We start from the raw sequence: 20,794 nt of genomic DNA, 5'->3' as shown, positions 1-20,794 counted from the left end.
CATTCCAAGCATTCATTGGCCTCTGGGCGCCGCGGGCCTTAGGCTCTTTTGCAGCACGCCCATGATGCCGATCATGCCGCGAGATCGCGCCCGAGCGCATTCACCGAGGAGACAAGCCCCATGAGCGAAGCATTCAGCGGAACGACCGAAGTCCAGGAGCGCCAGCGCTTCGACGAAGCTCGGCTGCGCGAATGGTTCGTCTCGCACGTCGACGGCGATGCGGGCAGGGAGTTTCGGGTCTCTCAGTTCAAGGGCGGCCAATCGAATCCGACCTTCCTGGTCGAAGGCGGCGGGCGGCGCTACGTCGTGCGGCGCAAGCCTTCGGGCGCCCTGCTGCCGTCCGCCCATGCGGTAGACCGCGAGTTTCGCGTCATGAAGGCACTGGCCGCCACGGAGGTGCCGGTGCCTCGCGTGCATGCGCTCTGCGAGGACGAGGCCGTCATCGGCACCATGTTCTACGTGATGGAGTACATGGACGGCCGGATCCTCTGGGATCCGAAGCTGCCCGGCGCGAGCAACGAGGAGCGCGCCCGCATCTGCGACGACATGAACCGGGTGCTCGCCGCACTGCACGAGATCGACGTCGAAGCCGCAGGCCTTGGCGATTTCGGGCGCACCGGCAACTACATCGAACGCCAGATCGGACGATGGACTCGCCAGTACCGCGCAAGCGAAACGGAGCGTATCGAAGCGTTCGAGAACCTCATCGAATGGCTGCCGAAGCACGTGCCGCCGCAGGCAGCCACCCGGATCGTCCATGGCGACTTCCGCCTCGACAACCTCGTTTTCGCGCATGACGAGCCACGCATCATCGCCGTGCTGGACTGGGAGCTCTCGACGCTCGGCGACCCGATGGCCGACTTCGCCTATCACTGCATGGCCTGGCAACTGCCGCCGCCGTTTCGCGGGCTGGGCGATCTCTCCCGCGTGCAGATGGCGGCCTTGGGCATTCCGACAGAGGACCGCTACCTCGCGCGGTACTGTGAGCGGCGGCGACTCCCGCCGGTGACGGTAGATGCCTGGCGGTTCTATTCCGCCTTCAACCTGTTCCGGGCCGCGGCCATCGCGCAGGGAATCATGGGGCGCGCACTGGGCGGGAACGCGTCGAATGCGCAGGCGCTCGAAGCCGGCAGGCAGGCGCGGCAGTTGGCCGAACTCGGCTGGCATTGCGTCGCCAAGGACTGACGGCGGATGCCGGTGTCTCTGCAGCCACCCCGATTTCGCGGGCTCCGCCTTGCCCTAGCCGATGACGATGCGGCTGCAGCGGTGATCGAAAGCGTGTTCAACGTGCCGTCTGCTTCATCGAACTCCCATGCCGGGCGGCGATACGTCTTCGACGATCGGTGGATCGAAATGCATGCTTCTTCTTCAGACAATGCATTCGCCTTCCGATGCAACGACCTCGATGCGCAGCGCACCCACCTGCAACGGCTCGGCGTCGAGGCGCTCGACGGCTCCGCTCTCGGTTGCACGCCCCGCCTGTTGCTGGACGCGACGGACACGGGCGCTTGCATGGTCGATCTGCAGGCGCAGGACGCCGAACGCGCCCGAGCCGATGGACCTGCGCACCTCTGTGGCGTGGAACTGGCCGTGCGCACGCCCGAGCGGGTGGCGCTTCACTGGGCGCAGTTGTTCCACGCCGCATGCTCGCGCGATGCCGACGGTCTTCCGACGCTGGCGCTCGATCGCTTCAACCTTCGCTTCGTCCCGGCCGACGACGGCCGCACCCGCGTGACGGCCCTGGACTTCACAACCGGGGCACTGGATTCGCTCGTACGTAACGCGTCTTCTCAGGGCTTGAGCATCAACTGCGATGCGCGCCATGCCGCGTTCACGGCGCTCGGCATCACCTTCAGGCTTCGGTCCGGGGTATGAACCGAAGGCGCTCGCAGATCAGCTGAAGGACTTGCCTTCGGCCACCAGCTTCTGGATTAGCGCCGCAGGCTGCCAGAACTTCGCGTTGTCATGCGGGTTCTTCGCAAAACGCTTCATCGATTCGGCCACGTTGTACAGGCCCACCTGCGATGCGTAATGCATCGGACCGCCGCGCCAGATCGGGAAGCCATAGCCCGTCAGGTACACCATGTCGATGTCGCCGGACTTCGATGCAATGCCGTCTTCGAGGATGTGCGCGCCTTCGTTGACCAGCGCATACACCAGTCGCTGAACGATTTCCTCGTCCGAGATCTTGCGCGGCGTGATGCCGATTTCCTTGCCCGCGAGGTCGCCCATGCGGAACGGGCCCATCGCGAAGCCGAACTTCTCGATCGCCTTGTCGACCTGCTGCGGGGTCGCGCCTTCGTCCAGCAGGAAGCCCGCCTGGCGCGAGTACTGCTCGATCATGCGGTTGCCGATGAAGCCGTCGCACACGCCGGAGACCACTGCCGTCTTCTTGATCTTCTTGGCCGTGGACATGACCGTCGCGAGCACGTCCTTGGCCGTTGCCTTGCCGCGCACGACTTCGAGCAGCTTCATCACGTTGGCGGGGCTGAAGAAGTGCATGCCGACCACGTCCTGCGGACGCTTCGTGAAGGCGGCAATCTTGTCGACGTCCAGCGTGGAGGTGTTCGAAGCCAGGATGGCGCCGGGCTTGGCGACGCGATCGAGTTCCTTGAAGACCTTTTCCTTGACGCCCAGTTCTTCGAACACCGCCTCGATGATGAGGTCCGCGTCCTTCAGGTCGTTGTAGTCGAGCGTGGTGCTCAGGAGCGCCATGCGCTGCTCGTACTTGTCCTGCTTGAGCTTGCCCTTCTTGACCTGGGATTCGTAGTTCTTCTTGATGGTGGCGATGCCGCGATCAAGCGCCTCCTGCTTCATCTCGAGAATCTTGACGGGGATGCCCGCGTTCAGGAAGTTCATCGAGATGCCGCCGCCCATGGTGCCCGCGCCGATCACGCCGACGGACTTGATGGCGCGCTGGGGCGTGTCTTCCGGCACGTCCGGAATCTTGCTGGCGGCGCGCTCCGCAAAGAAAGCATGGCGCAGCGAAGCGCTCTCCGGGGTCCACACGAGTTCCGTGACCGCGGCGCGCTCGTACGCCACGGCGGCATCGAAGTCCAGCCGCACCGACTGGGCAACGCAGTCCAGACAACGCAGGGGCGCGGGATAGTTGCGCGAACTGGCCGCGACCATGTTGCGCGCGAACTGCAGGTAGGCCTCGGGGTTCGGATGGTGCACCTTCAAGTCGCGCGAACGTGGCAGCGGTCGCACGTCGGCCATGTCCCGTGCGAACTCGATGGCGGCGAGAAGAACATCCGCCCGCACGATCCGGTCGAACAATTTCTGAGAGGGAATCGCCGCCAGCACGTCGCTCATCACCGTGTCACCGGTCACGATCATGTTGAGGGCGGGCTCGAGCCCGATCAGGCGCGGCAGGCGCTGGGTGCCGGTGGCACCGGGCAGAATGCCGATGCGAACCTCCGGCAGCGCGACCTGCGTACCGCTCAGGACCACGCGGTAGTGGCACCCCATCGCAAGTTCGAGGCCACCCCCCATCACGACGCCGTGGATCGCAGCAATCACAGGCTTGCTGGCGCCTTCGACGATCCGGATGACATCCACCAAGTCCGGGGCGGCGGTGGCCTCCGGCTTGTTGAATTCGCGGATGTCCGCGCCGCCACAGAAGGCGCGACCTTGTCCCGTCAGCACGATGGCACGGACCGCCGCATCGTCCTGCGCGCGCGCCACCGATTCGGCGATGAAGCGCCGGTTGCCCAGGCCCAGGCTGTTGACGGGCGGGTTGTCCATCGCAATGACGGCGATGCCGTCTCGCACTTCGTAGCTGGCTGTCACGCATGTTCCTTTCGGCGTTGATGCCATCCGATGTTCCCGCACGCGCGATGCGGCTGCATCAACACGCCGCATGCGGCGGATGAAAAGCCTTCATGCGGAGGACGCCCCGGCGCGCGCCAGTCGGGGCACTATCGGAGCATGGCCCATCCATCCGCGGCCCACCCCACCTGACCCCACTTCATACATGCCATGCCTCTTCTGAACCGGGACAACCTCCAGCAATACGTCGGCCAATCCATCGGCAGCTCATCATGGGTGGAGGTGCCGCAATCGCGCATCGACGCCTTTGCCGATTGCACCGAAGACCGCCAGTGGATCCACATCGACGTCGAACGCGCCAAAAGCGAGAGCCCTTTCGGCGCGCCGGTTGCGCATGGCTTTCTCACGCTCTCGCTGCTCCCGATCACCTCCTATGAACTGCTCGGCGGGCTGAAGCCCACCAAGTCGGTCAACTACGGGCTCGACAAGCTGCGCTTCATGGCGCCGGTGCGTGCCGGCTCACGCGTGCGCAATCACATCAAGCTGCTGGCCGCCGAGCCGCGCGAAGACGGCTGGACGTTGCTTCGCACCGAAAACACGGTCGAGATTGAAGGCCAGGACAAGCCTGCGCTCGTGGCGGTCTCGCTGGGCCTCTTTTCCTGGTCGTGACGCCGGCCTTTTCAATCCACCCCTCACTCCATTCAACAACATGCAATTCGAATACACCCCCAAGGTCCAGGATCTCCAAAGCCGCCTCCTCGCTTTCATGGACGAACACATCTATCCGAACGAGAAGCGTCGCGAGGAAGAAGCTCACCAGTCCTACCTCAATGCGCAGAAGGGCGGAAGCTACACGACCCTTCCGCTGATGGAGGAACTCAAGCCGAAGGCGCGGGCGGCGGGACTCTGGAACCTGTTCCTGCCCGAGGCCGGCCATGGCGCCGGGCTGACGAACCTCGAATACGCGCCGCTGTGCGAAATCATGGGCCGCCGCTACTGGAGCGCCGAAGCTTTCAACTGCAGCGCGCCGGACACGGGCAACACCGAGGTCATCGCGCGCTACGGTTCGCCGGAACAGCAGGAGCGCTGGCTGCGTCCGCTGCTCGACGGCGAGATCCGCTCGTCCTTCGCGATGACCGAACCGGCCGTGGCCTCTTCGGACGCCACCAATATCGAATGCAGCATCCGGCGCGACGGCAACGACTACGTGATCAATGGGCGCAAGTGGTACATCACCGGCGCGATGAACGAGCGCTGCAAGCTGTTCATCCTCATGGGCAAGACCGATCCGGACAACGCCGACAGGCATCGGCAGCAGTCCATGATCATCGTGCCGCGCGACACGCCGGGCGTGACGGTCCTGCGCGACATGGCGCTCATGGGCCACTACGACGCGCCCTTCGGCCATCCGGAAGTGCTGTTCGAGAACGTGCGCGTGCCGGCGTCGAACCTGCTGCTCGGCGAAGGGCGCGGGTTCGAGATCGCCCAAGGACGCCTCGGCCCCGGGCGCATTCATCACTGCATGCGCATGATCGGGATGGCCGAGTCGGCGCTGGAGATGATGTGTGAGCGCGTGGTCTCTCGCGTGGCCTTTGGCAAGCCGCTGTCCGAACAGGGCGTGTGGCGCGAGCGCATTGCCAAGGCCCGCATGCTGATCGACCAGACGCGCTGGATGGTGCTGCATGCCGCCTGGCGCATGGACACCGTCGGCAACAAGGTGGCAGCGAAGGAGATCGCCATGATCAAGGTCATCGCGCCGAACAACTGCGTGCAGGTGATCGACGACGCCATGCAGGCCTTCGGCGCGGCCGGCTTGAGCCAGGACACGCTGCTGACATCGTTCTATGCCTATGCCCGCCATCTGCGCGTAGCCGATGGGCCGGACGAGGTTCATCGCAACGCCATCGCCAAGCACGAGCTGGCCGGATACGCCAGGCAGCGTGCGCCGGTCGCGGCGCGTTGAGCCGGGCGGCTCAGTTCACCGCCATCGAGCCGGCAGGATCACGCAGCATTCGCCGCAGCAGCTTGCCGTTCTTCGATGACGGCAGGCCGTTGCGGAAGATGACGGTGCGCGGCACCTTGTAGTGCGACATGTGCTGCAGGCACCATTCGATGATCCTCTGGTCCGCCCGATCGGTCTGCTGGCCCGCGCGCACGCGCGCGGCGGCCTCGTCCTTGAGCACGACATAAGCCTGCACGGCCTCGCCACGATCCGGGTCGGGCAGGCCGACCACCGCCGCCTGACGCACGTCGGGGTGCATCGCGAGGATGGCCTCGACCTCTTCGGGAAAGACGCTGTAGCTCCAGACCTTGATCATTTCCTTGGTGCGGCCCAGGAAGGTGAGGTAGCCCTCGTCGTCCACGACGCCAACGTCGCCGGTGCGCAGCCAGCCATCGAGCTGCATGGCCTGCGTGGCTTCCGGGTGCAGCCAGTAGCCCTTGTACCGGATGGGCCCGCGCAGCAGGATCTCGCCGCGCTGGCCCGTCGGCAATTCACAGCCGGTGTCGGGGTCGACGATGCGCAGCTCCACGCCAGGCGCGGGCTTGCCATTGGTGCCCCACTTGATGGCATCGGGCGGCATCAGCGTGTCGCAAGTGTGGGTCTCGCTCAGGCCGTAGCCCGCCTCGTAGACCAGGCAGCCGTTCGCGAAGCGGCTCCATCGCCCCGCGAGCGATTCGGTCAGTTGAACGCCGAAACTGGTGCCGACCGTGGTGCGCAGCGACGACAGATCGTAGGTGGCCGCGTCGTCACACGCCATGGTCGACGGCAAGGAAGGCGCCATGGTGTACCACCAGCTCACATTGCAGGCCTCGATGGCCTGCAGCACGGCCGTCGCATCGAAGCGGTGCAGCAGCACGACGGTCGCCCCTGCATAGATGGGAATGGCCAGGCCGGTCATCATTCCCGAAATGTGGTGCAACGCGACGTCGGCCAGCATCACGTCGTCACTGCCGATCCTGAAGCTGTCGGCGCTCACCGCGGTCTTGTAGAGCGCGCATTCGAAGCTGATCATCGCGCCCTTCGGCAGCCCGGTGCTGCCCGAGGTGTAGGCCATGAGCGAGACGTCGTCCATCGCGATGGTGTCCACCGGCGTGAACGATTCCGCTTCGGCGAGTGCATCGGCGAAGTCGATGACGCAGGCCGGCAGAGCCGGCGCCGGCTCATGCCGCAGCCGGATGTTCGCCGGCACGTCGATGGCGAGCGTCGCAGGGAGCATCTCGCCGTAGCGCACCGCGAAGACGTGCGCCACGGTGTGCATCGCGCTGGAGCCGAGCACGACCTTGAGGAGCTCCTCGCCGGCCACCACGGCGCTGGCATCCAGTTCGTTGAGCTGGTGTTCCAGCTCGTACGCGCGGGCATCGGGGTTGCAGGGGCTCACGATGGCGCCGAGCTTTTGCACGCCGAAGTGCGCAATGAGGTATTGCGGACAGTTGTGCAGGAAGAGCGCCACCACGTCGCCTTGGCCAATACCACGGTCGCGCAGGCTTTGGGCGAAGCGGTCGCTCAGGTCGTCGAGTTCGGCGTACGAAATCCGGCGCCCGTACCAGATCAATGCCGGCTTGTCCGGCGTGCTGCGGGCGTGCAGGCGCAAATACTCATGCAGCGGCTGAGAGCCGTGGCGGTAAGCGATCATGCTGGCGTGTCTCCGAGGCGGTCTGCTCGTCCGGATTCGGCCCACTATGCGGGACGCCCGGTTTGTGCACGATCATGCGGCCTTGCACCGGAAGCGACAAGCGCAGGTCAATGAATATTGAGCATGCAAGTGCATTTCCCCGCTGCATGGACCTGCGGGCACGCCCTCTTGCAGGACATGCCCAATCGTGTTGACGCGATGCGCCTCAGGCTGGTTGGCCGACGCGGCGGCGAGCAGGCTTCACGTCCTGCGCCGGAATCTGCGCGCCGCGCTCGCGCAGATAGGCGAGGATCGGCGCCGAGGTGCGCTCGATCTCGTCATGGACGCCGCGCCGTGCTACCTCGCCGTCGTGCTTGCGCAGCCCGCGCATCACCATGTGGTGCGGATGCTGCTTGCGAGGCTGCCCGAGCGCATGCGTCTGCAGCGCCTTCATGAGCGGCCCGCATTGCAGCCACAAGCTCTCGACGATGCGCTGCAGCACCGGCATGGCAGCCAACGCATACACGGCCATGTGAAAGCGCTCGGATTCGAGCAGCTCGCCGGCCATGTCGCCCGCCTCGCGCAAGGCGGCCATGCGCTCGTGGATGGCTTCGAGCTTCTTCAGGTCGTCGGCGCTGGCACGCTGGGCCGCGCGGGCCGCCGCCTGCCCTTCGAGCATGAGGCGAAGCTCGCGCACCTCGGCGAAGCGCTCCTCGCTCATGATCGGCACCCGCACCGAATGGTGACCCACCTGTTCGAGCGCCTGCTCCGAGATGAGCCGCGCCAGCGCCTCCCGCACAGGGGTCGGGCTGATGCCCATCTCGGCCGCGAGATCGCGCAGCTTGAGCTTTTCGCCGGGCGCGAACCGGCCGGCCTTGAGGTCGCGGCACAGCCGGGCATAGGCCTGCGCGTTGAGGCTGTCGCGAGTGAGAAGGTCTTCCATGGCGTGCGAGGCATGCGGAAACACGCCTTTGTCAATTGTCAAATAGCGAATATGTTATTTCAAATGGTGCCGCTCTGATCAACGGCCCGTGAACGCAGGAGCGCGCTTTTCCAGGAAATGCGCCACACCTTCGCGGAAATCCTCGCTCGCAAAAGAGGCCTGCATTTCCTCATCGGCGCGGCGCCAGGCGGTGTCCAGGTCCTGGAAGAGACTGTCGTACACCTGCCGCTTGATGACGCCGATGGAACGCGGCGAGGCGTTCTCGGTCATCTCGCGCGCGATCGCCTGGACTGCCGCCAGGAAGCCTTCGGCCGGCAATGCCTTGATCAGCCCGAGCGATGCCGCCTCCGCCGTGACCAGCGTGCGCGCCGACAGAAGCAGGTCGAGTGCATGCGTCGGGCCGATCAGCCTCGGCAACATCCACGAGATGCCGTGCTCGGCGATCAGCCCGCGCTTGGCAAAGGCGGTCGTGAGCTTCTGCCCCTCGGCCATGTAGCGGAAGTCGCAGAAGACGGCCATGCACAGGCCGATGCCGGCGATCGGGCCATTGATGGCCACGAAGATGGGCTTGCGCACGCGCAGCAGATAGCTGAAGCGCCATGTGTAGTTGGCTTCGATGCCATTGGCTGAGCGGGATCCGGCGGCCACCGGAATGGTGGTGTCAGCCGCACCGGCTGCGCCCGCTTCGAGAATGTCCATGTCCGCCCCGGCGCAAAAGCCCCGGCCCGCGCCGGTGACCACGATGGCGCGCACCCCCTCATCGGCCTCGGCAGCTTCGACCGCCTGGCGGAACTCGGTCTCCATGCGGTGCGTCCATGCGTTGAGTCGCTCGGGCCGGTTCAGCGTGATGGTGAGGATGCGGCCTTCGGTCGCGATGGTGATGTCCTGGAAGCTCATCGATGTCCTTCCTTTCTCAGGCTTCGCCGCCGATGGTGGCGCCGCCGTCGATGACGATGGTCGTGCCGGTGATGAAGCGCCCCGCATCGGAGCCCAGCAGCAGTGCGGCTCCGGCAATGTCTTCCGGATCACCGATGGCGTTGAGCGGGCTGGACGCCAGCGCCGCGGCCAGCGTCTTCGGGTTGTCCCACAACGCCTTGGCGAAGTCGGTCTTGATGAGGCCCGGCGCGATGCAGTTGGTGCGCACGCCCTGCTTGCCCCACTCCAAAGCGAGATTGCGCGCGAGCTGCATGTCGGCCGCTTTCGAGATGGCATAGGCGCCCAGCACGCGCGAGCCCGTCAGGCCGGCGATCGAGCTGACGATGACGATCGAGCCGCCGCCCCGCTCCGCCATTCCCGGCGCAACCCGGTTGACCAGCCACAGGTTCGACCGGATGTTCACATCCATCACCTTGGAGAAGGCTTCGTCGCTGATGCCGGACATCGGCCCGTAGTACGGATTGACGGCCGCGTTGCAGACCAGCACGTCGACCGGCCCATAGGCTTTCTCGGTCTGGTCGACCAGCGCGGTCACCTGTTCCTTGCTGGAAATGTTGCAGGCGACGGCGATGGCTTCCAGGCCTTCGCCGCGCAACTGCTCGACCACCGCATTGCAAGCGTCGACCTTGCGGCTGGTGACCACGACGCGCGCACCCGCGCGGGCATAGGCGATGGCGATGGCACGACCGATGCCGCGCGACGATCCGGTGACGATGGCAGTCTTGCCCTTGAGAGAAAAGCGGTCCACGGCGGGCTCCTTCAACGGTTGACGAACTTCGGCGCACGCTTCTCGACAAAGGCGCGGGCCGCTTCCTGGTGGTCTTCGGTCATGCCGCAGCGAATGTGGCGGATGGCCTCGTGGTCGAGTGCCTGCGCCAAGGTGGCGCCCTGCTCCGCTGCGTTGAGATTGGCCTTGATGTGACCGAGCGTGATTGAAGGCCCGTCGGCCAGTTGCTGCGCGAGAGCGCGCCCTTCGGCGTCGAGTTCGGCGTCCGGCACCACGCGCGTGACCAGTCCCAGCTGGAGCGCTTCGTCGGCCTTGAGCACGGGCGAGAGCAAAGCGAAGGCACGCGCCCGCTGCCCCAGCAGCTTGGTCAGGAAATAGGTGCTGCCGAAGTCGCCCGACAGGCCGACCTTGGCGAAGGCCGATGTGAGCTTGACCGTGTCGCTCGCCAACAGCAGATCGCACGCGAGCGCGAGCGACAAGCCGGCGCCGGCCGCTGCGCCGCGAACCACCGCGATAGTGGGCTTGGACATCTCGTGCAGCAGCCGCGAGCACTCCATGTGTTCGCGAAGCTGCAGGGTGCGGGATTCAAGCGTGTGGCGGGTCGCGTCGTCTTCGGCCATGGCCTTGACGTCACCGCCGGCACAGAAGGCGCGCCCTGCGCCCGTCAGAACGACGGCCCGCACTTCGTTGTCGACCGCGGCGCGGCGCAGCGCCGCAAGCAGCGCTTCGGTCATCGGCATGGTCAGCGCATTGAGGCGTTCCGGCCTGTTGAGGGTGAGCGTCAGTACGCCCGCTTCGAATCGTTCGATGAGCTCGGTGGTCAAGTGGGTGTCTCCTATTGTGGCTGCGTGTCGTTGATGTTCACCGGGTGGCAAGCGGGTCGGGTTCAAGCCCAAGCCACTGCTGGAGTACCTCGGCATTGTGTTCGCCGACTTCCGGCATGGCGCGCTCGATGGTGAGCGGAGTCGCCGAGAGATGAATGGTCACGCCCTGCACCGGCACGCTGGTGCCGCCGAAGGGGATGTCGGCGATGGCGCCTCGATGGCGAAGCTGAGGGTTGTCGACCACTTCGTCGATCGTCGCGATCTTGGCGCAGGGCACACCCTCGGCTTCGAGGCGGGCGACGATCTCATCCGCCTTGTGCGCGAGCATCCAGTCGGCCACGATGCTTTCCACTGCGTCACGATGTTCCAAGCGGGACGCCATCGACACGAAGCGCGGATCGTCCAGCAGCGCCGGATGCTTCATGGCCCGCACGACGCGTGGGAACATGTTGTCGTCGCCGCCCACGATCAGCACATAGCGGTCGTCGCCGGTGGCAAAAGTATTCGAAGGCGCCACGAAGCGGTCGCGGCTGCCGACGCGCGTCATGGTGGTACCGAAGAGCTTCTGCTGCGGGATCGCCGTCATGAGCAGCGATGCGGCGCTCTCCAGCAGCGAAACATCGACCAGTTGCCCCTGCCCCGTCGCATGCCGCGCATTGAGCGCAGCAAGGATGCCCAGCGCGGCATACATGCCCGTGGTGTAGTCGCACACGAAGGAGCCGATCATGGTCGGCGGCCCATCCTCGGCGCCCGTCATGTCCATCAGGCCGCTCATGGCCTGCGCGACGCCGTCGAAGCATTGCTTGTGAGCGAGCGGCCCGTCCTGGCCGAAGCCGGAGATGCGCGTCATCACGAGCCGCGGGTTGAGCGCGTGCACCGCATCCCATCCGAGGCCCATCTTTTCCATCGTGCCCGGACGGAAATTCTCGACCAGCACGTCGGCCTTCGCGATGAGGCTGCGCAGCAGACTGAGCCCACTCTCGCTGCGCAGGTCGAGCGCGAAGCTCTTCTTGTTGCGGTTGACGATGAAGGTATAGAGGCTCTGCCCGTTCACGGCCGGCAAGGCGCGGCGGGCGTATTCGCCCTCTCCCGGCGGCTCGATCTTCACCACTTCGGCGCCCATGTCGCCGAGCATCATGGCGCAGTACGGTCCAGCGATGAAGCGCGACAAATCCAGTACGCGCAGTCCGGCAAGCGATGTCATGAAAGGCGCCTTTGTCTCGTCTCGGTTGTGTTCTTGTCAGTTCTGTATTTGTTATATCATATTCCAACTCGCATCCAAGAACGATCACAAGGAGACAAACGTTTTGACAACGACTTTTCTGAGACTGCGCCAGCTCTGCCTGGTGGCCGCGCAACTGGCGCCGGTGGAAGAAGACCTGTGCGCCGTCTTCGGCGTGAAGGTCTGCCACCGCGATCCCGAGGTGGGGCAGTTCGGCTTGCACAACGCGCTGATGCCCTTCGGCAGCAGCTTTGTCGAGGTCGTCGCGCCGCTGCGCGAAGGCACCACGGCCGGGCGCTACATCGAGCGCCGCAAGGGCGATGGCGGCTACATGGTGATCCTGGACAGCGAGTCGCTGCCGCGCTGGCGGGCGCATGTCGACACGATCGGTGTGCGCATTGCCGCGCCGCTTGCGATCGGCGACTACGAGGGCATGCAACTGCATCCGCGCGACACGGGCGGTGCGCTGCTGGAGATCAACACCACGCGCAACGGCGCGGACCTGAACGGCCCCTACTGGCCTGCCGGACCGCACTGGCGCGATGCCGTCTCGGAACTTCATGTGCGGGGCATCACCGGCGCCGTGCTGCAGGCCCAAGACCCGGAGGCGCTGGCAACGCGCTGGGGCCGCATCCTCCAGCGTTCGGTCGAACGCGGGGACGGCGACTGGCACCTGCGGCTCGACAACGCCGCCCTTCGATTCGTCCCGCTGGGCGACGACCGCGGCGAAGGACTCGCAGGCATCGAACTGTCGGTTCGCGACGCGACCCCAATCCGCAGCGCCGCGCAGGCGCGCGGGCTCGCCAACGACAACACAAGCGTCTCGATCGGCGGCATCCGCTTTTCGCTGCACCCAAAGAACTGACGGAGAGTCATCCATGGAACTGGCCTTTTCGAAGGAAGAGCAAGCGTTTGCCGACGAGGTGCGCAGCTTCATCACCGAGAACCTGCCGCGTGACATCTCGCGGCGCGTGGAGCACGACCTGCACTTGCATCGCGAGGACTTCATGCGATGGCAGCAGATTCTGGGGCGGCGCGGATGGCACGCCTACACATGGCCGATCTCTCAAGGCGGGCCGGGCTGGAACGCCACGCAGCGCTACATCTTCGAGACCATCAGCGCCGAGCTGAACTGCCCGACGATCCAGCCCTTCGGGCCGCGCATGGTGGGGCCGGTGATCTTCAATTTCGGCAACGAGGCGCAGAAGGCGCAGCATCTGCCGGGCATTCGGGCATCGACGACCTGGTGGTGCCAGGGCTATTCGGAGCCCGCATCGGGCTCGGACCTCGCGTCGCTCGCCACGCGGGCCGAAGACCGTGGCGACCACTACCTCGTCAATGGCCAGAAGATCTGGACCTCCTACGCCCACTACGCCGACTGGATGTTCTGCCTGGTTCGCACCAGCCGCGAGGCCAAGGCGCAGCGAGGCATCTCTTTCGTGCTGATCGACATGAAGTCGCCCGGCATCGTCGTGCAGCCGATCCCGATGCTCGAAGGGACGCGTTCCTTCAACGCCGTGTTCCTCACTGACGTGAAGGTGCCCAAGGGCAATCTGGTCGGCGAGGAAGGCAGCGGCTGGACCTACGCGAAGTTCCTGCTCGAACATGAGCGCGTCGAGAATTCGAACATCGGCTTTTCCACCTTCGCCATGCGTCGCCTGCATCGCATCGCATCCGGCGTGCGCCACCGCGGCCGTCCGCTGATCCAGGACCCTGTGTTCCGCGCCAAGGTGTCGGCCGTCGAGTCGCAGCTGAAGGCGCTCGAAATCACGACACTGCGGGCGCTGTCGAGCATGGGAAGCGGCAGCTCCCCTGGCGCTGGACTGGCCTCGGCATTGAAGATTCGCGGCACCGAGATCGGACAGCGAATCACCGAGCTGATCTTCGAGGCGTCGGGGCCGAACGGGCAGGTGCTCGACCCGGCCCAGATGCGCGGCGAGGGGAACCTCGAAGGCATCGAGGCCAGCGTGCGCGGCGCGGCGCCCAACTACTTCTGGCGTCGCGCGATGTCGATCTACGGCGGCAGCAACGAGATCCAGCGCAACATCATCGCGAAGCAGGAGTTGGGGCTATAGGCGCGTGCCAGTCTGAAGGCCACTACATTGAAACTCGTCAAGGAGACGCAGGATGACGCAACCCGAAGAACGCATCGCCATCGATCCGACCCGTGAAAGCTTCAAAGGCCTCTTCGATCGTGTGCCGCCCGACTCGCCAGTGACCATGCTGAACCTGCTGGCCTTTCGCGAGCAGGCCGCTGACGCCCCCGGTGCGCCGCCGCGCTCCGGCCGCGCCGCCTATGCAGCCTACAGCGCGGGCGTGGCGCCGCTACTGGCGAGGGTGGGCGCGCGCGTGGTCTGGCAAGGCGGCGCGCTTCATGCCCTGGTGGCCCCCGCGGGCGAAGCCTGGGACGAGGTGCTGTTGGTGGAGTACCCGTCGCGCGATGCTTTCTCCGCCATGATCAAGTCGCCGGAATACAAGGCGGTCCTCCATCATCGGACTGCCGCCTTGAGCGACGCTCGTCTCATTGCCATGCGCAGTGCGAGGATTCCAAGCGCATGAGACGCTTGCGCAACTCTGTAACCGCACTTTCAACAGTTGTCAGCACGTCCACGTCGAGCTCACTACGAAGCACTGCCGGAGAGCCGCTTTGTCGCACCGCGAAGGTCCGTTCCGTAAAGCGCTGCCTCAACCTCACGCCATTCGTCGGATGCGTCGTTGAAGAGCGCAGAGCACTGACTTCGGAGCCATTGGCTACGGGCATCGTGATGCACCAACCGGTGCCAGTGCTGTTGCACCGAGAACGTCGGGGGATCGAACGGCAGGCCAAGCAACTGCACGGTGCCTAGCTGCGCAAACCGTGCGCCCGTGGCCAATGGCACCGTTGCCAGCAGATCAGTCTCTTCGATGATGGCTGGCAGACTCATGTGGTGCGGAGTGCTCAACACGATGTGACGCTTCAAACCGCGTTGCTCGAGGAACTTCTCAAAGAGATCGTTGCTTCGCGCGGGCGAAGCCACAACCGCGTGGCCGAACTTCAGGAACGCCTTCTCAGTCAACCGGCTGCCCTCCAAGGGATGGCCCTTGCGCACCATGCAGGCATAGGTGTGGACATACAAGCGCTGCTGAAAAAACGACTGCGAGCCGAGGTCCGGAAAGTACCCGAGCGCCAGATCGACTTCTCCCGCGGTCATGGCAGCCTGCAAAGGCCCGTGAGCGAGCGTCGAGCAAGCCACGCGGGCGCCAGGTGCGTGCTCCTGCAGGCGACGCAGCAATCTTGGGAGGAACACGATTTCGGCGACGTCTGCCATGGCAAGACGAAACTCGGTGCGGGTGGTGGCCGGATCGAAGCCAGGTTGCCCGAGCACGCCCTCTGCCACCTGCTCCAGGACAGATCGTGCGGTAGCAATCATGCGTTCTGCGCGCGGCGTCGGTGTCATGCCGTCGGCAGTGCGCACGAAAAGCGGGTCGTCGCAAAGTTGCCTCAACCTGGCCAGCGCACTGCTGAAGCCTGACTGGCTCATGTCCAGCGCGTCAGCCGCGTAGGTCACGCTCCGGGTGCTGTCCAGCGTGACCAGTACCCGGAGCAAGTTCAGGTCGAATGCGGTCGCAAAAGTCTTGTCTATCGATTTCACAGATAGTGATTCTCCGGTTCAGCGTATTGCACGATAGAGGGCCAATACCTAGAGTGGCCCTGCCCTGAACCTGAAGACAGGCGGCTCGATCCGCCGGGACGGAGACACACGATGTTTGTGAAGAACTGTTGGTACGTGGCCGCCTGGGACCACGAAGTGCTTGCCGACACTCTGTTGGCGCGCACGATCCTCGACCAGCCCGTGCTGGTGTACCGCCGAGCCGATGGCGTGGCGGTGGCAATGGACAACCGCTGTGCGCATCGCGGGGCGCCCCTGTCAATGGGGCGGCGCGAAGGTGACGCGATCCGCTGCATGTACCACGGCCTCAAGTTCGGCGCCGACGGTCGGTGCGCCGAAGTCCCAGGGCAAGAGAACATCCCGCCGCGACTGTGCGTTCGCAGCTATCCGGTGCAAGAGCGGGGCCGGTGGATCTGGATCTGGATGGGTGATCCACAGCGCGCTGATCCTGCGCTCATTCCTGACGCCTTCTCACTGAAGCACCCTGAATGGCGTTACAAGCCCGGCTACTTGCATTACGACACCGACTACCTGCTGATCTGCGACAACCTGCTGGACTTTTCGCATCTCTCGTATGTGCATGAGAAGACACTTGGCGGGTCGCCCAACATTGCCCAATCGCGCCCCGAGGTCACACGCCTCGATCGTGGCCTGCACGTCACGCGTGATGTGCGCGACACCGTGCCCGCCCCGTATCACGCACGCCTCGGCGGATTCACGGGGAAGGTGAACAGGCGCTTTGCATACGACTTCCTGGTGCCCGGTGTGTTGCTGATGCACGCTCACGTCAAGCCTGCGGACACGCCGCACGACGACATGACGGGAGCCCTCCAATTCCACAGTTGTCAGGCCCTGACGCCGGAGACCGCCGGCAGCACCCACTACTTCTTCATGCAAGCCCACAAGTTCCGCCTGGACGACGCCACCATCACAGAGTCGATCTATCAAAGCCTGTGCACCGCGTTCGAGGAGGACCGCCAGATCATCCAGGCGCAAAGCGACATGCTGGCTGCGACACCCGGCGGACAAATGCACCCCATCGCGGCCGACAAGGCACTGGCGCAGTTCCGTCGTCTGATACAGGAAATGTGCGGTGCAGAGCAGGAACAAGGCGCATCCGCGGCAGCAATGCCAGTGACGATTCGCGGGTCTGCGCTTGCGTCCAACCCATAACAGGAAGAGGCAACCATGAGAGTGAATTTGCGCATTGCCGCGTTCGCAGCGGCTGCATGGGCTGCGTTGCCAGCCCAGGCCGAGATCGTCATTGGCGCCAGCTTTTCAATCACCGGCCCTGCCGCCGCGCTTGGCATCGCGCCACGCAACACGATGCAGTTGTTCCCCGATCAGATCGGCGGCGAGAAAGTACGCATAGTCGTTCTGGACGATGCCACTGACTCGACCGGGGGTGCCAAGAACGCGCAACGTCTCGTCGCGGACGAGAAGGCCGACGTGATCGTCGGTTCCACCGCGAGCCCGCCTGCACTGGCGATTGCCCAAGTGGCGTTGGCATCGCAGACTGTGCAACTGGCTGCGGCGCCCATCGAACTTCCCGAAGGCGCGGATGCCTTCACCTTTCGCCTCCCACAGGGCATCGCCTTGATGGCTGAGGGCACCGTTGCGCAGATGAAAAAGTCTGGCGTCAAGTCCTTCGCCTTCCTGGGTTACTCCGATTCGTACGGCGAAAGCTGGCTGCGCGAAATGACCCGTTTCGCAGACAAGGAGGGCATCAAACTGGTAGCCGCCGAGCGCTTCTCACGCACGGACTCAAGCGCAACCTCGCAGGCGTTGAAGGTGCTGGCCCACAACCCCGACGCGGTGCTCGTGGTCGCGTCAGGCAGCGGCGCAGTGATGCCTCAGAAGGCCCTGGTTGATCGCGGCTACAAGGGCAAGGTCTACCAGACCTACAGCGCCGTTGCGCCCGACCTGCTGCGAATGGGCGGCAAGGATGTCGAAGGCACGCTGGGCTTGTCGGGGCCCGCGGTGGCGGCCGACCAGTTGCCCGACATTCATCCGTCGAAGAAGGTGGCGCTCGACTTCATCAAGCTCTACGAGTTGAAATTCGGTGCCGGAAGCTACAACCAGTTTGCGGCCAACGTCTGGGGTGCCAAGCTGCTCCTGGACAAGGCGATTCCTCTGGCGCTGAACAAGGCAAAGCCGGGCACTCTGGAGTTCCGCCTGGCGCTCAAGGAAGCACTTGAAGGCATGGGTGAAGTCGTTGTGCCGCAAGGCGTGCTGCGCTACAGCGCGAAAGACCACTATGGGTACGACAGTCGCGCGCGGTTCGTCCTGAGCGCCCAAGGAGGCGCCTGGCGTGGCATCGATTGATGCTCTGTAGCGCCGTTGCCAGGGCAAGCAGGTAGAAGTTGCAAGAGCTCTACCCAGAATTCGCGTTTGGAGTGCGGATTCAACCGGTCGATGCAACCCACTGATGACTGCCGTAGGCAGAAGGAGTGTTGCAGATGGCTTACCGGACGCGAACCTACTACACGGACAGCCAGAAGGCATTGATGTGGGAGCGATGGAGGCAGGGATGGACCCTGCATCAGATTGCTCAACTGTTCAATCGGGCACACACGTCCGTGCAAAAGATTCTGTCCCGTACGGGTGGCATTCAACCACCGGAGCGAAGCCGTTCATCGATGGCGCTGACACTCGCCGAGCGCGAGGAGATCTCGCGTGCCATGGCGGCTGGCTTCTCGATTCGCTCGATCGCATTGATCCTCGGGCGAGCTGCATCCACCATCAGCCGTGAGATCAAGCGCAATGGTGGTCCGGGATGCTATCGAGCGACCCAGGCCGATCAGGCGACCTGGGATCGGGCTCGTCGACCCAAACGCTGCAGACTTGTTGAGAACCGGGACCTGGCGCGCATCGTCACTGAGAAGCTTCGACTGCAATGGTCTCCGGAGCAGATTGCCGGTTGGCTCAAGCATACTTATCCGAGCGACGAGACCTCCCACGTGTCCCACGAGACCATCTACCGCAGCCTGTTCATTCAAGCCCGCGGGGCCTTGAAGAAGGAGCTGCTGCAGCATCTCAGGCGCACCCGGGGCATGCGCCGCTCACGCCAGTACACGCAGAAGACAGACGTCCACGGAAGAATCGTCGACGCCGTCTCCATCAGCGAGCGGCCAGCCACGGTCGAAGATCGAGCAGTTCCCGGCCACTGGGAGGGCGACTTGCTCTTTGGAAGCGCCAACAGCCAGATCGCCACGCTGGTTGAGCGTCAGACGCGATATGTGATGTTGGTCAAGCTGGATGGCAAGGACTCTCAGACTGTCGTCAACGCGCTCGTCAAGAACGCCCGCAAACTGCCCCAGGAACTCTACAAGTCACTGACTTGGGACAGAGGCACGGAGATGCATGCTCACAAGAAGTTCACGTTGGCCACCGACATTCAGGTGTACTTCTGCGATCCTCAGAACCCATGGCAGCGCGGAAGCAACGAGAACACGAATGGATTGCTCAGGCAGTACATGCCCAAGGGCATGGACATCTCAGGGTTCTCACAGCTTCAACTCAACGCGATCGCGAGACAATTGAACGAGAGGCCGCGCAAGACGCTCGGTTTCCATACACCGGCTGAGATGTTCAGCGAATGTGTTGCATCGACCGGTTGAATCCGCAAGCGTTTGCGGTCCTTGCGCCGATGCGCGCGTACTACCGTAGGCGACCATGACCTACCGTTCGCCGACGTCCGCTCTGGAGCGAGCTAAATTAACTTCGATGCGGGAGCGATTGAGCCGGTGTTCTACGCCGGCATTTACCCCCGCCCAAGGAAGCGTCGCACACGACTGACGTCCCCCTCAGCGACGGCAGCGCGTATGGCGGTACTTGATACGCGGACCCCGTCGAGGAAAAAGTCCTCCAACGTGGCCACCTCAAGGCCCACTTCGCAGCCCAGCGTCCTTAAAGTAGTTATGTCACCGCCTCGCTCAGCGCCGAAATGGAAATCCTTCCCGACCAACAGAGACCGAACCGCTAGCTGTCCGACAAGAACGTTAGCTACGAACGATTTAGGTGACATACCCGCGATGGCTTCAGTAAAGGGGAAGACGTAAAGCCTGTCGAGTGCCTGTGTTTCTTCGAGCAGTCGGATCTTGTCGCGTAGCGACGTTAGTCTGACTGGCGCGCGCGCTCCAAGGAAGTACTCGATGGGATGCGGATCGAACGTCAGGGCGCAGGCGGGCAATTGCCGCGCTGCTGCGTTCTGCTTCAATCTCTCGACGACTGCTCGGTGGCCGAGATGTACGCCGTCGAATTTGCCGATCGTGAGAGCGATGGGTGACTCTGATTCGACAGGAATATCGGATATGACTTCCATTTGCGCGTATCCCTTCTTTTCTGGCTCCAGAATCTCGCGACGATGATCCGGCCTCAGCGCCGTCGCCTTCATGCCAGGCACCATAGGCGCAGCAGCCGTCGTGGTGCTGCCCGGTTCAACACAACTTATCTCCGCGGGTGAGGTCGACGCATAGCATGCAGCCTGCGTGGTGCCGGTCGCGTCGACCATGCTCAACAGAGGAGGATTTTTCTCCTACCGCTGCTGAGCTATTGTGGCCGGGCCAGCGTATCGGCGAGCTCCCACAGCGACCCCATCTGCCCTGAATGAAAAAGCAAAGGTGGTATGTCCGTCCGCGAAAAGCCATCCACCCGCCCGAGGATGATCGTGTGATCTCCTTCCTGATGGCGCGAATACGTGGAGCATTCGAATGTTGCAACGCTGTGCAGCAGCTTTGCACATCCGTTGGATCCGATTTCGAACTCGTCAGCGAAGCGCTCGAACTTGTCTGGCGCAGGCTTCGCGAAATGCCAAGCGAGGTCGCGCTGCTCGGAACTCAACACGCTGAGGTTGAAAGGCCTTGCTGCTAAGAACGCGTCGGCGCTGCGAGTGTCGTCCCGAATGCTCCACAAGATCAAAGGTGGGTCGAGCGACACCGAGGAGAAGGAGTTGATTGTCATCCCCTCGCGCTTGCCGTCGGGCGTTGTGGTCGTGACGAGGCACACGCCCGTGGGGAATGCGCCCAGCGCCTGGCGGAGTTGGCGAGCGTCGACCGTGTCGGCCTCGTCGCCAGTGATGAGTGCCCAGGAGTACATGGTTGGCCTC

At 64.1% G+C, this 20,794-nt stretch carries 20 protein-coding genes; 10 read left to right on the top strand and 10 right to left on the bottom strand.

Translation table 11 applies throughout. The features are described 5' to 3' along the window. Positions 1-120: 120 nt before the first annotated feature. Together AC1DMA_RS26550 and AC1DMA_RS26545 are read left to right on the top strand one after the other, a co-directional pair. Entirely contained in the window at positions 121-1,185 is a 1,065-nt protein-coding gene (locus AC1DMA_RS26550; RefSeq protein WP_478128328.1) for a phosphotransferase, read from the top strand. A 6-nt stretch (positions 1,186-1,191) separates the two neighbouring features. Next, positions 1,192-1,875, top strand: a complete 684-nt coding sequence (locus tag AC1DMA_RS26545; RefSeq protein ID WP_478128327.1) for a hypothetical protein — start codon at positions 1,192-1,194, stop codon at positions 1,873-1,875. Positions 1,876-1,893: 18 nt separating this feature from the next. On the opposite strand, the gene AC1DMA_RS26540 is transcribed toward AC1DMA_RS26545, so the two are convergent. Further along, positions 1,894-3,792: a 3-hydroxyacyl-CoA dehydrogenase NAD-binding domain-containing protein gene (locus tag AC1DMA_RS26540; protein WP_478146006.1), complete on the bottom strand. Its 1,899-nt coding sequence runs from the start codon at positions 3,790-3,792 to the stop codon at positions 1,894-1,896. Positions 3,793-3,981: 189 nt separating this feature from the next. On the opposite strand from AC1DMA_RS26540, the gene AC1DMA_RS26535 reads away from it, so the two are divergent. Beyond that, on the top strand, positions 3,982-4,440 hold the full coding sequence (locus tag AC1DMA_RS26535) for a MaoC family dehydratase (RefSeq protein WP_478128906.1): 459 nt from the start codon (positions 3,982-3,984) through the stop codon (positions 4,438-4,440). Positions 4,441-4,480: 40 nt separating this feature from the next. Next, positions 4,481-5,734 (top strand): acyl-CoA dehydrogenase family protein, encoded by a 1,254-nt coding sequence (locus tag AC1DMA_RS26530; protein ID WP_478128905.1) that lies wholly within the window; start codon positions 4,481-4,483, stop codon positions 5,732-5,734. 10 nt (positions 5,735-5,744) lie between these two features. Here AC1DMA_RS26530 and AC1DMA_RS26525 read toward each other — a convergent pair whose 3' ends face one another. From AC1DMA_RS26525 to AC1DMA_RS26500, 6 genes are all read right to left on the bottom strand, one after another. Then, positions 5,745-7,406: an AMP-binding protein gene (locus tag AC1DMA_RS26525; RefSeq protein WP_478146005.1), complete on the bottom strand. Its 1,662-nt coding sequence runs from the start codon at positions 7,404-7,406 to the stop codon at positions 5,745-5,747. Positions 7,407-7,611: 205 nt separating this feature from the next. Then, a complete protein-coding gene (locus tag AC1DMA_RS26520; protein ID WP_478146004.1) occupies positions 7,612-8,328 on the bottom strand; it encodes a GntR family transcriptional regulator in 717 nt (238 codons plus the stop codon). Positions 8,329-8,406: 78 nt separating this feature from the next. Continuing rightward, the gene (locus AC1DMA_RS26515; protein ID WP_478128902.1) at positions 8,407-9,225 is read right to left on the bottom strand and encodes an enoyl-CoA hydratase-related protein; all 819 of its coding nucleotides are present in this window, start codon (positions 9,223-9,225) and stop codon (positions 8,407-8,409) included. Positions 9,226-9,241: 16 nt separating this feature from the next. Then, positions 9,242-10,012, bottom strand: a complete 771-nt coding sequence (locus AC1DMA_RS26510) for an SDR family NAD(P)-dependent oxidoreductase (RefSeq protein WP_478146003.1) — start codon at positions 10,010-10,012, stop codon at positions 9,242-9,244. Positions 10,013-10,023: 11 nt separating this feature from the next. Next, on the bottom strand, positions 10,024-10,815 hold the full coding sequence (locus AC1DMA_RS26505; RefSeq protein WP_478128900.1) for an enoyl-CoA hydratase-related protein: 792 nt from the start codon (positions 10,813-10,815) through the stop codon (positions 10,024-10,026). Positions 10,816-10,852: 37 nt separating this feature from the next. Then, positions 10,853-12,019, bottom strand: coding sequence for a CaiB/BaiF CoA transferase family protein (locus AC1DMA_RS26500; protein ID WP_478128899.1), 1,167 nt, complete (start codon positions 12,017-12,019; stop codon positions 10,853-10,855). A gap of 103 nt (positions 12,020-12,122) precedes the next feature. Between AC1DMA_RS26500 and AC1DMA_RS26495 the strand changes: the two genes are divergently transcribed. Genes AC1DMA_RS26495 through AC1DMA_RS26485 form a run of 3 tightly spaced genes read left to right on the top strand, consistent with a single transcriptional unit; the run spans position 12,123 to position 14,596 of the window. After that, the gene (locus AC1DMA_RS26495) at positions 12,123-12,902 is read left to right on the top strand and encodes a VOC family protein (protein WP_478128898.1); all 780 of its coding nucleotides are present in this window, start codon (positions 12,123-12,125) and stop codon (positions 12,900-12,902) included. A gap of 13 nt (positions 12,903-12,915) precedes the next feature. Then, positions 12,916-14,112 carry an acyl-CoA dehydrogenase family protein gene (locus tag AC1DMA_RS26490; RefSeq protein ID WP_478128897.1) on the top strand — a complete coding sequence of 399 codons (1,197 nt, stop codon included), beginning with the start codon at positions 12,916-12,918 and terminating at the stop codon, positions 14,110-14,112. 52 nt (positions 14,113-14,164) lie between these two features. Then, positions 14,165-14,596, top strand: coding sequence for a DUF1330 domain-containing protein (locus tag AC1DMA_RS26485; RefSeq protein ID WP_478128896.1), 432 nt, complete (start codon positions 14,165-14,167; stop codon positions 14,594-14,596). A 62-nt stretch (positions 14,597-14,658) separates the two neighbouring features. Here the strand turns inward: AC1DMA_RS26485 and AC1DMA_RS26480 are convergent, their stop codons facing one another. Continuing rightward, complete coding sequence (locus tag AC1DMA_RS26480; RefSeq protein WP_478128895.1) at positions 14,659-15,669, bottom strand: LysR family transcriptional regulator; 1,011 nt, start codon at positions 15,667-15,669, stop codon at positions 14,659-14,661. Between the two features lie 111 nt (positions 15,670-15,780). On the opposite strand from AC1DMA_RS26480, the gene AC1DMA_RS26475 reads away from it, so the two are divergent. The 3 genes from AC1DMA_RS26475 to AC1DMA_RS26465 all read left to right on the top strand — a co-directional run bounded on the left by AC1DMA_RS26475 (position 15,781) and on the right by AC1DMA_RS26465 (position 19,307). Continuing rightward, on the top strand, positions 15,781-16,860 hold the full coding sequence (locus AC1DMA_RS26475; protein ID WP_478128894.1) for an aromatic ring-hydroxylating dioxygenase subunit alpha: 1,080 nt from the start codon (positions 15,781-15,783) through the stop codon (positions 16,858-16,860). 15 nt (positions 16,861-16,875) lie between these two features. Beyond that, entirely contained in the window at positions 16,876-18,012 is a 1,137-nt protein-coding gene (locus tag AC1DMA_RS26470) for an ABC transporter substrate-binding protein (RefSeq protein WP_478128893.1), read from the top strand. Positions 18,013-18,146: 134 nt separating this feature from the next. Beyond that, entirely contained in the window at positions 18,147-19,307 is a 1,161-nt protein-coding gene (locus AC1DMA_RS26465; protein WP_478146002.1) for an IS30 family transposase, read from the top strand. Between the two features lie 143 nt (positions 19,308-19,450). Here AC1DMA_RS26465 and AC1DMA_RS26460 read toward each other — a convergent pair whose 3' ends face one another. Continuing rightward, entirely contained in the window at positions 19,451-20,200 is a 750-nt protein-coding gene (locus AC1DMA_RS26460) for a hypothetical protein (protein WP_478128909.1), read from the bottom strand. A gap of 38 nt (positions 20,201-20,238) precedes the next feature. Then, on the bottom strand, positions 20,239-20,784 hold the full coding sequence (locus AC1DMA_RS26455) for a flavin reductase family protein (protein WP_478128892.1): 546 nt from the start codon (positions 20,782-20,784) through the stop codon (positions 20,239-20,241). Between the last annotated feature and the right edge of the window lie 10 nt (positions 20,785-20,794).

The sequence above is a fragment of the Variovorax sp. 05N34 genome, assembly GCF_056397405.1.
This window is presented reverse-complemented; position numbering and strand designations above follow the sequence as displayed.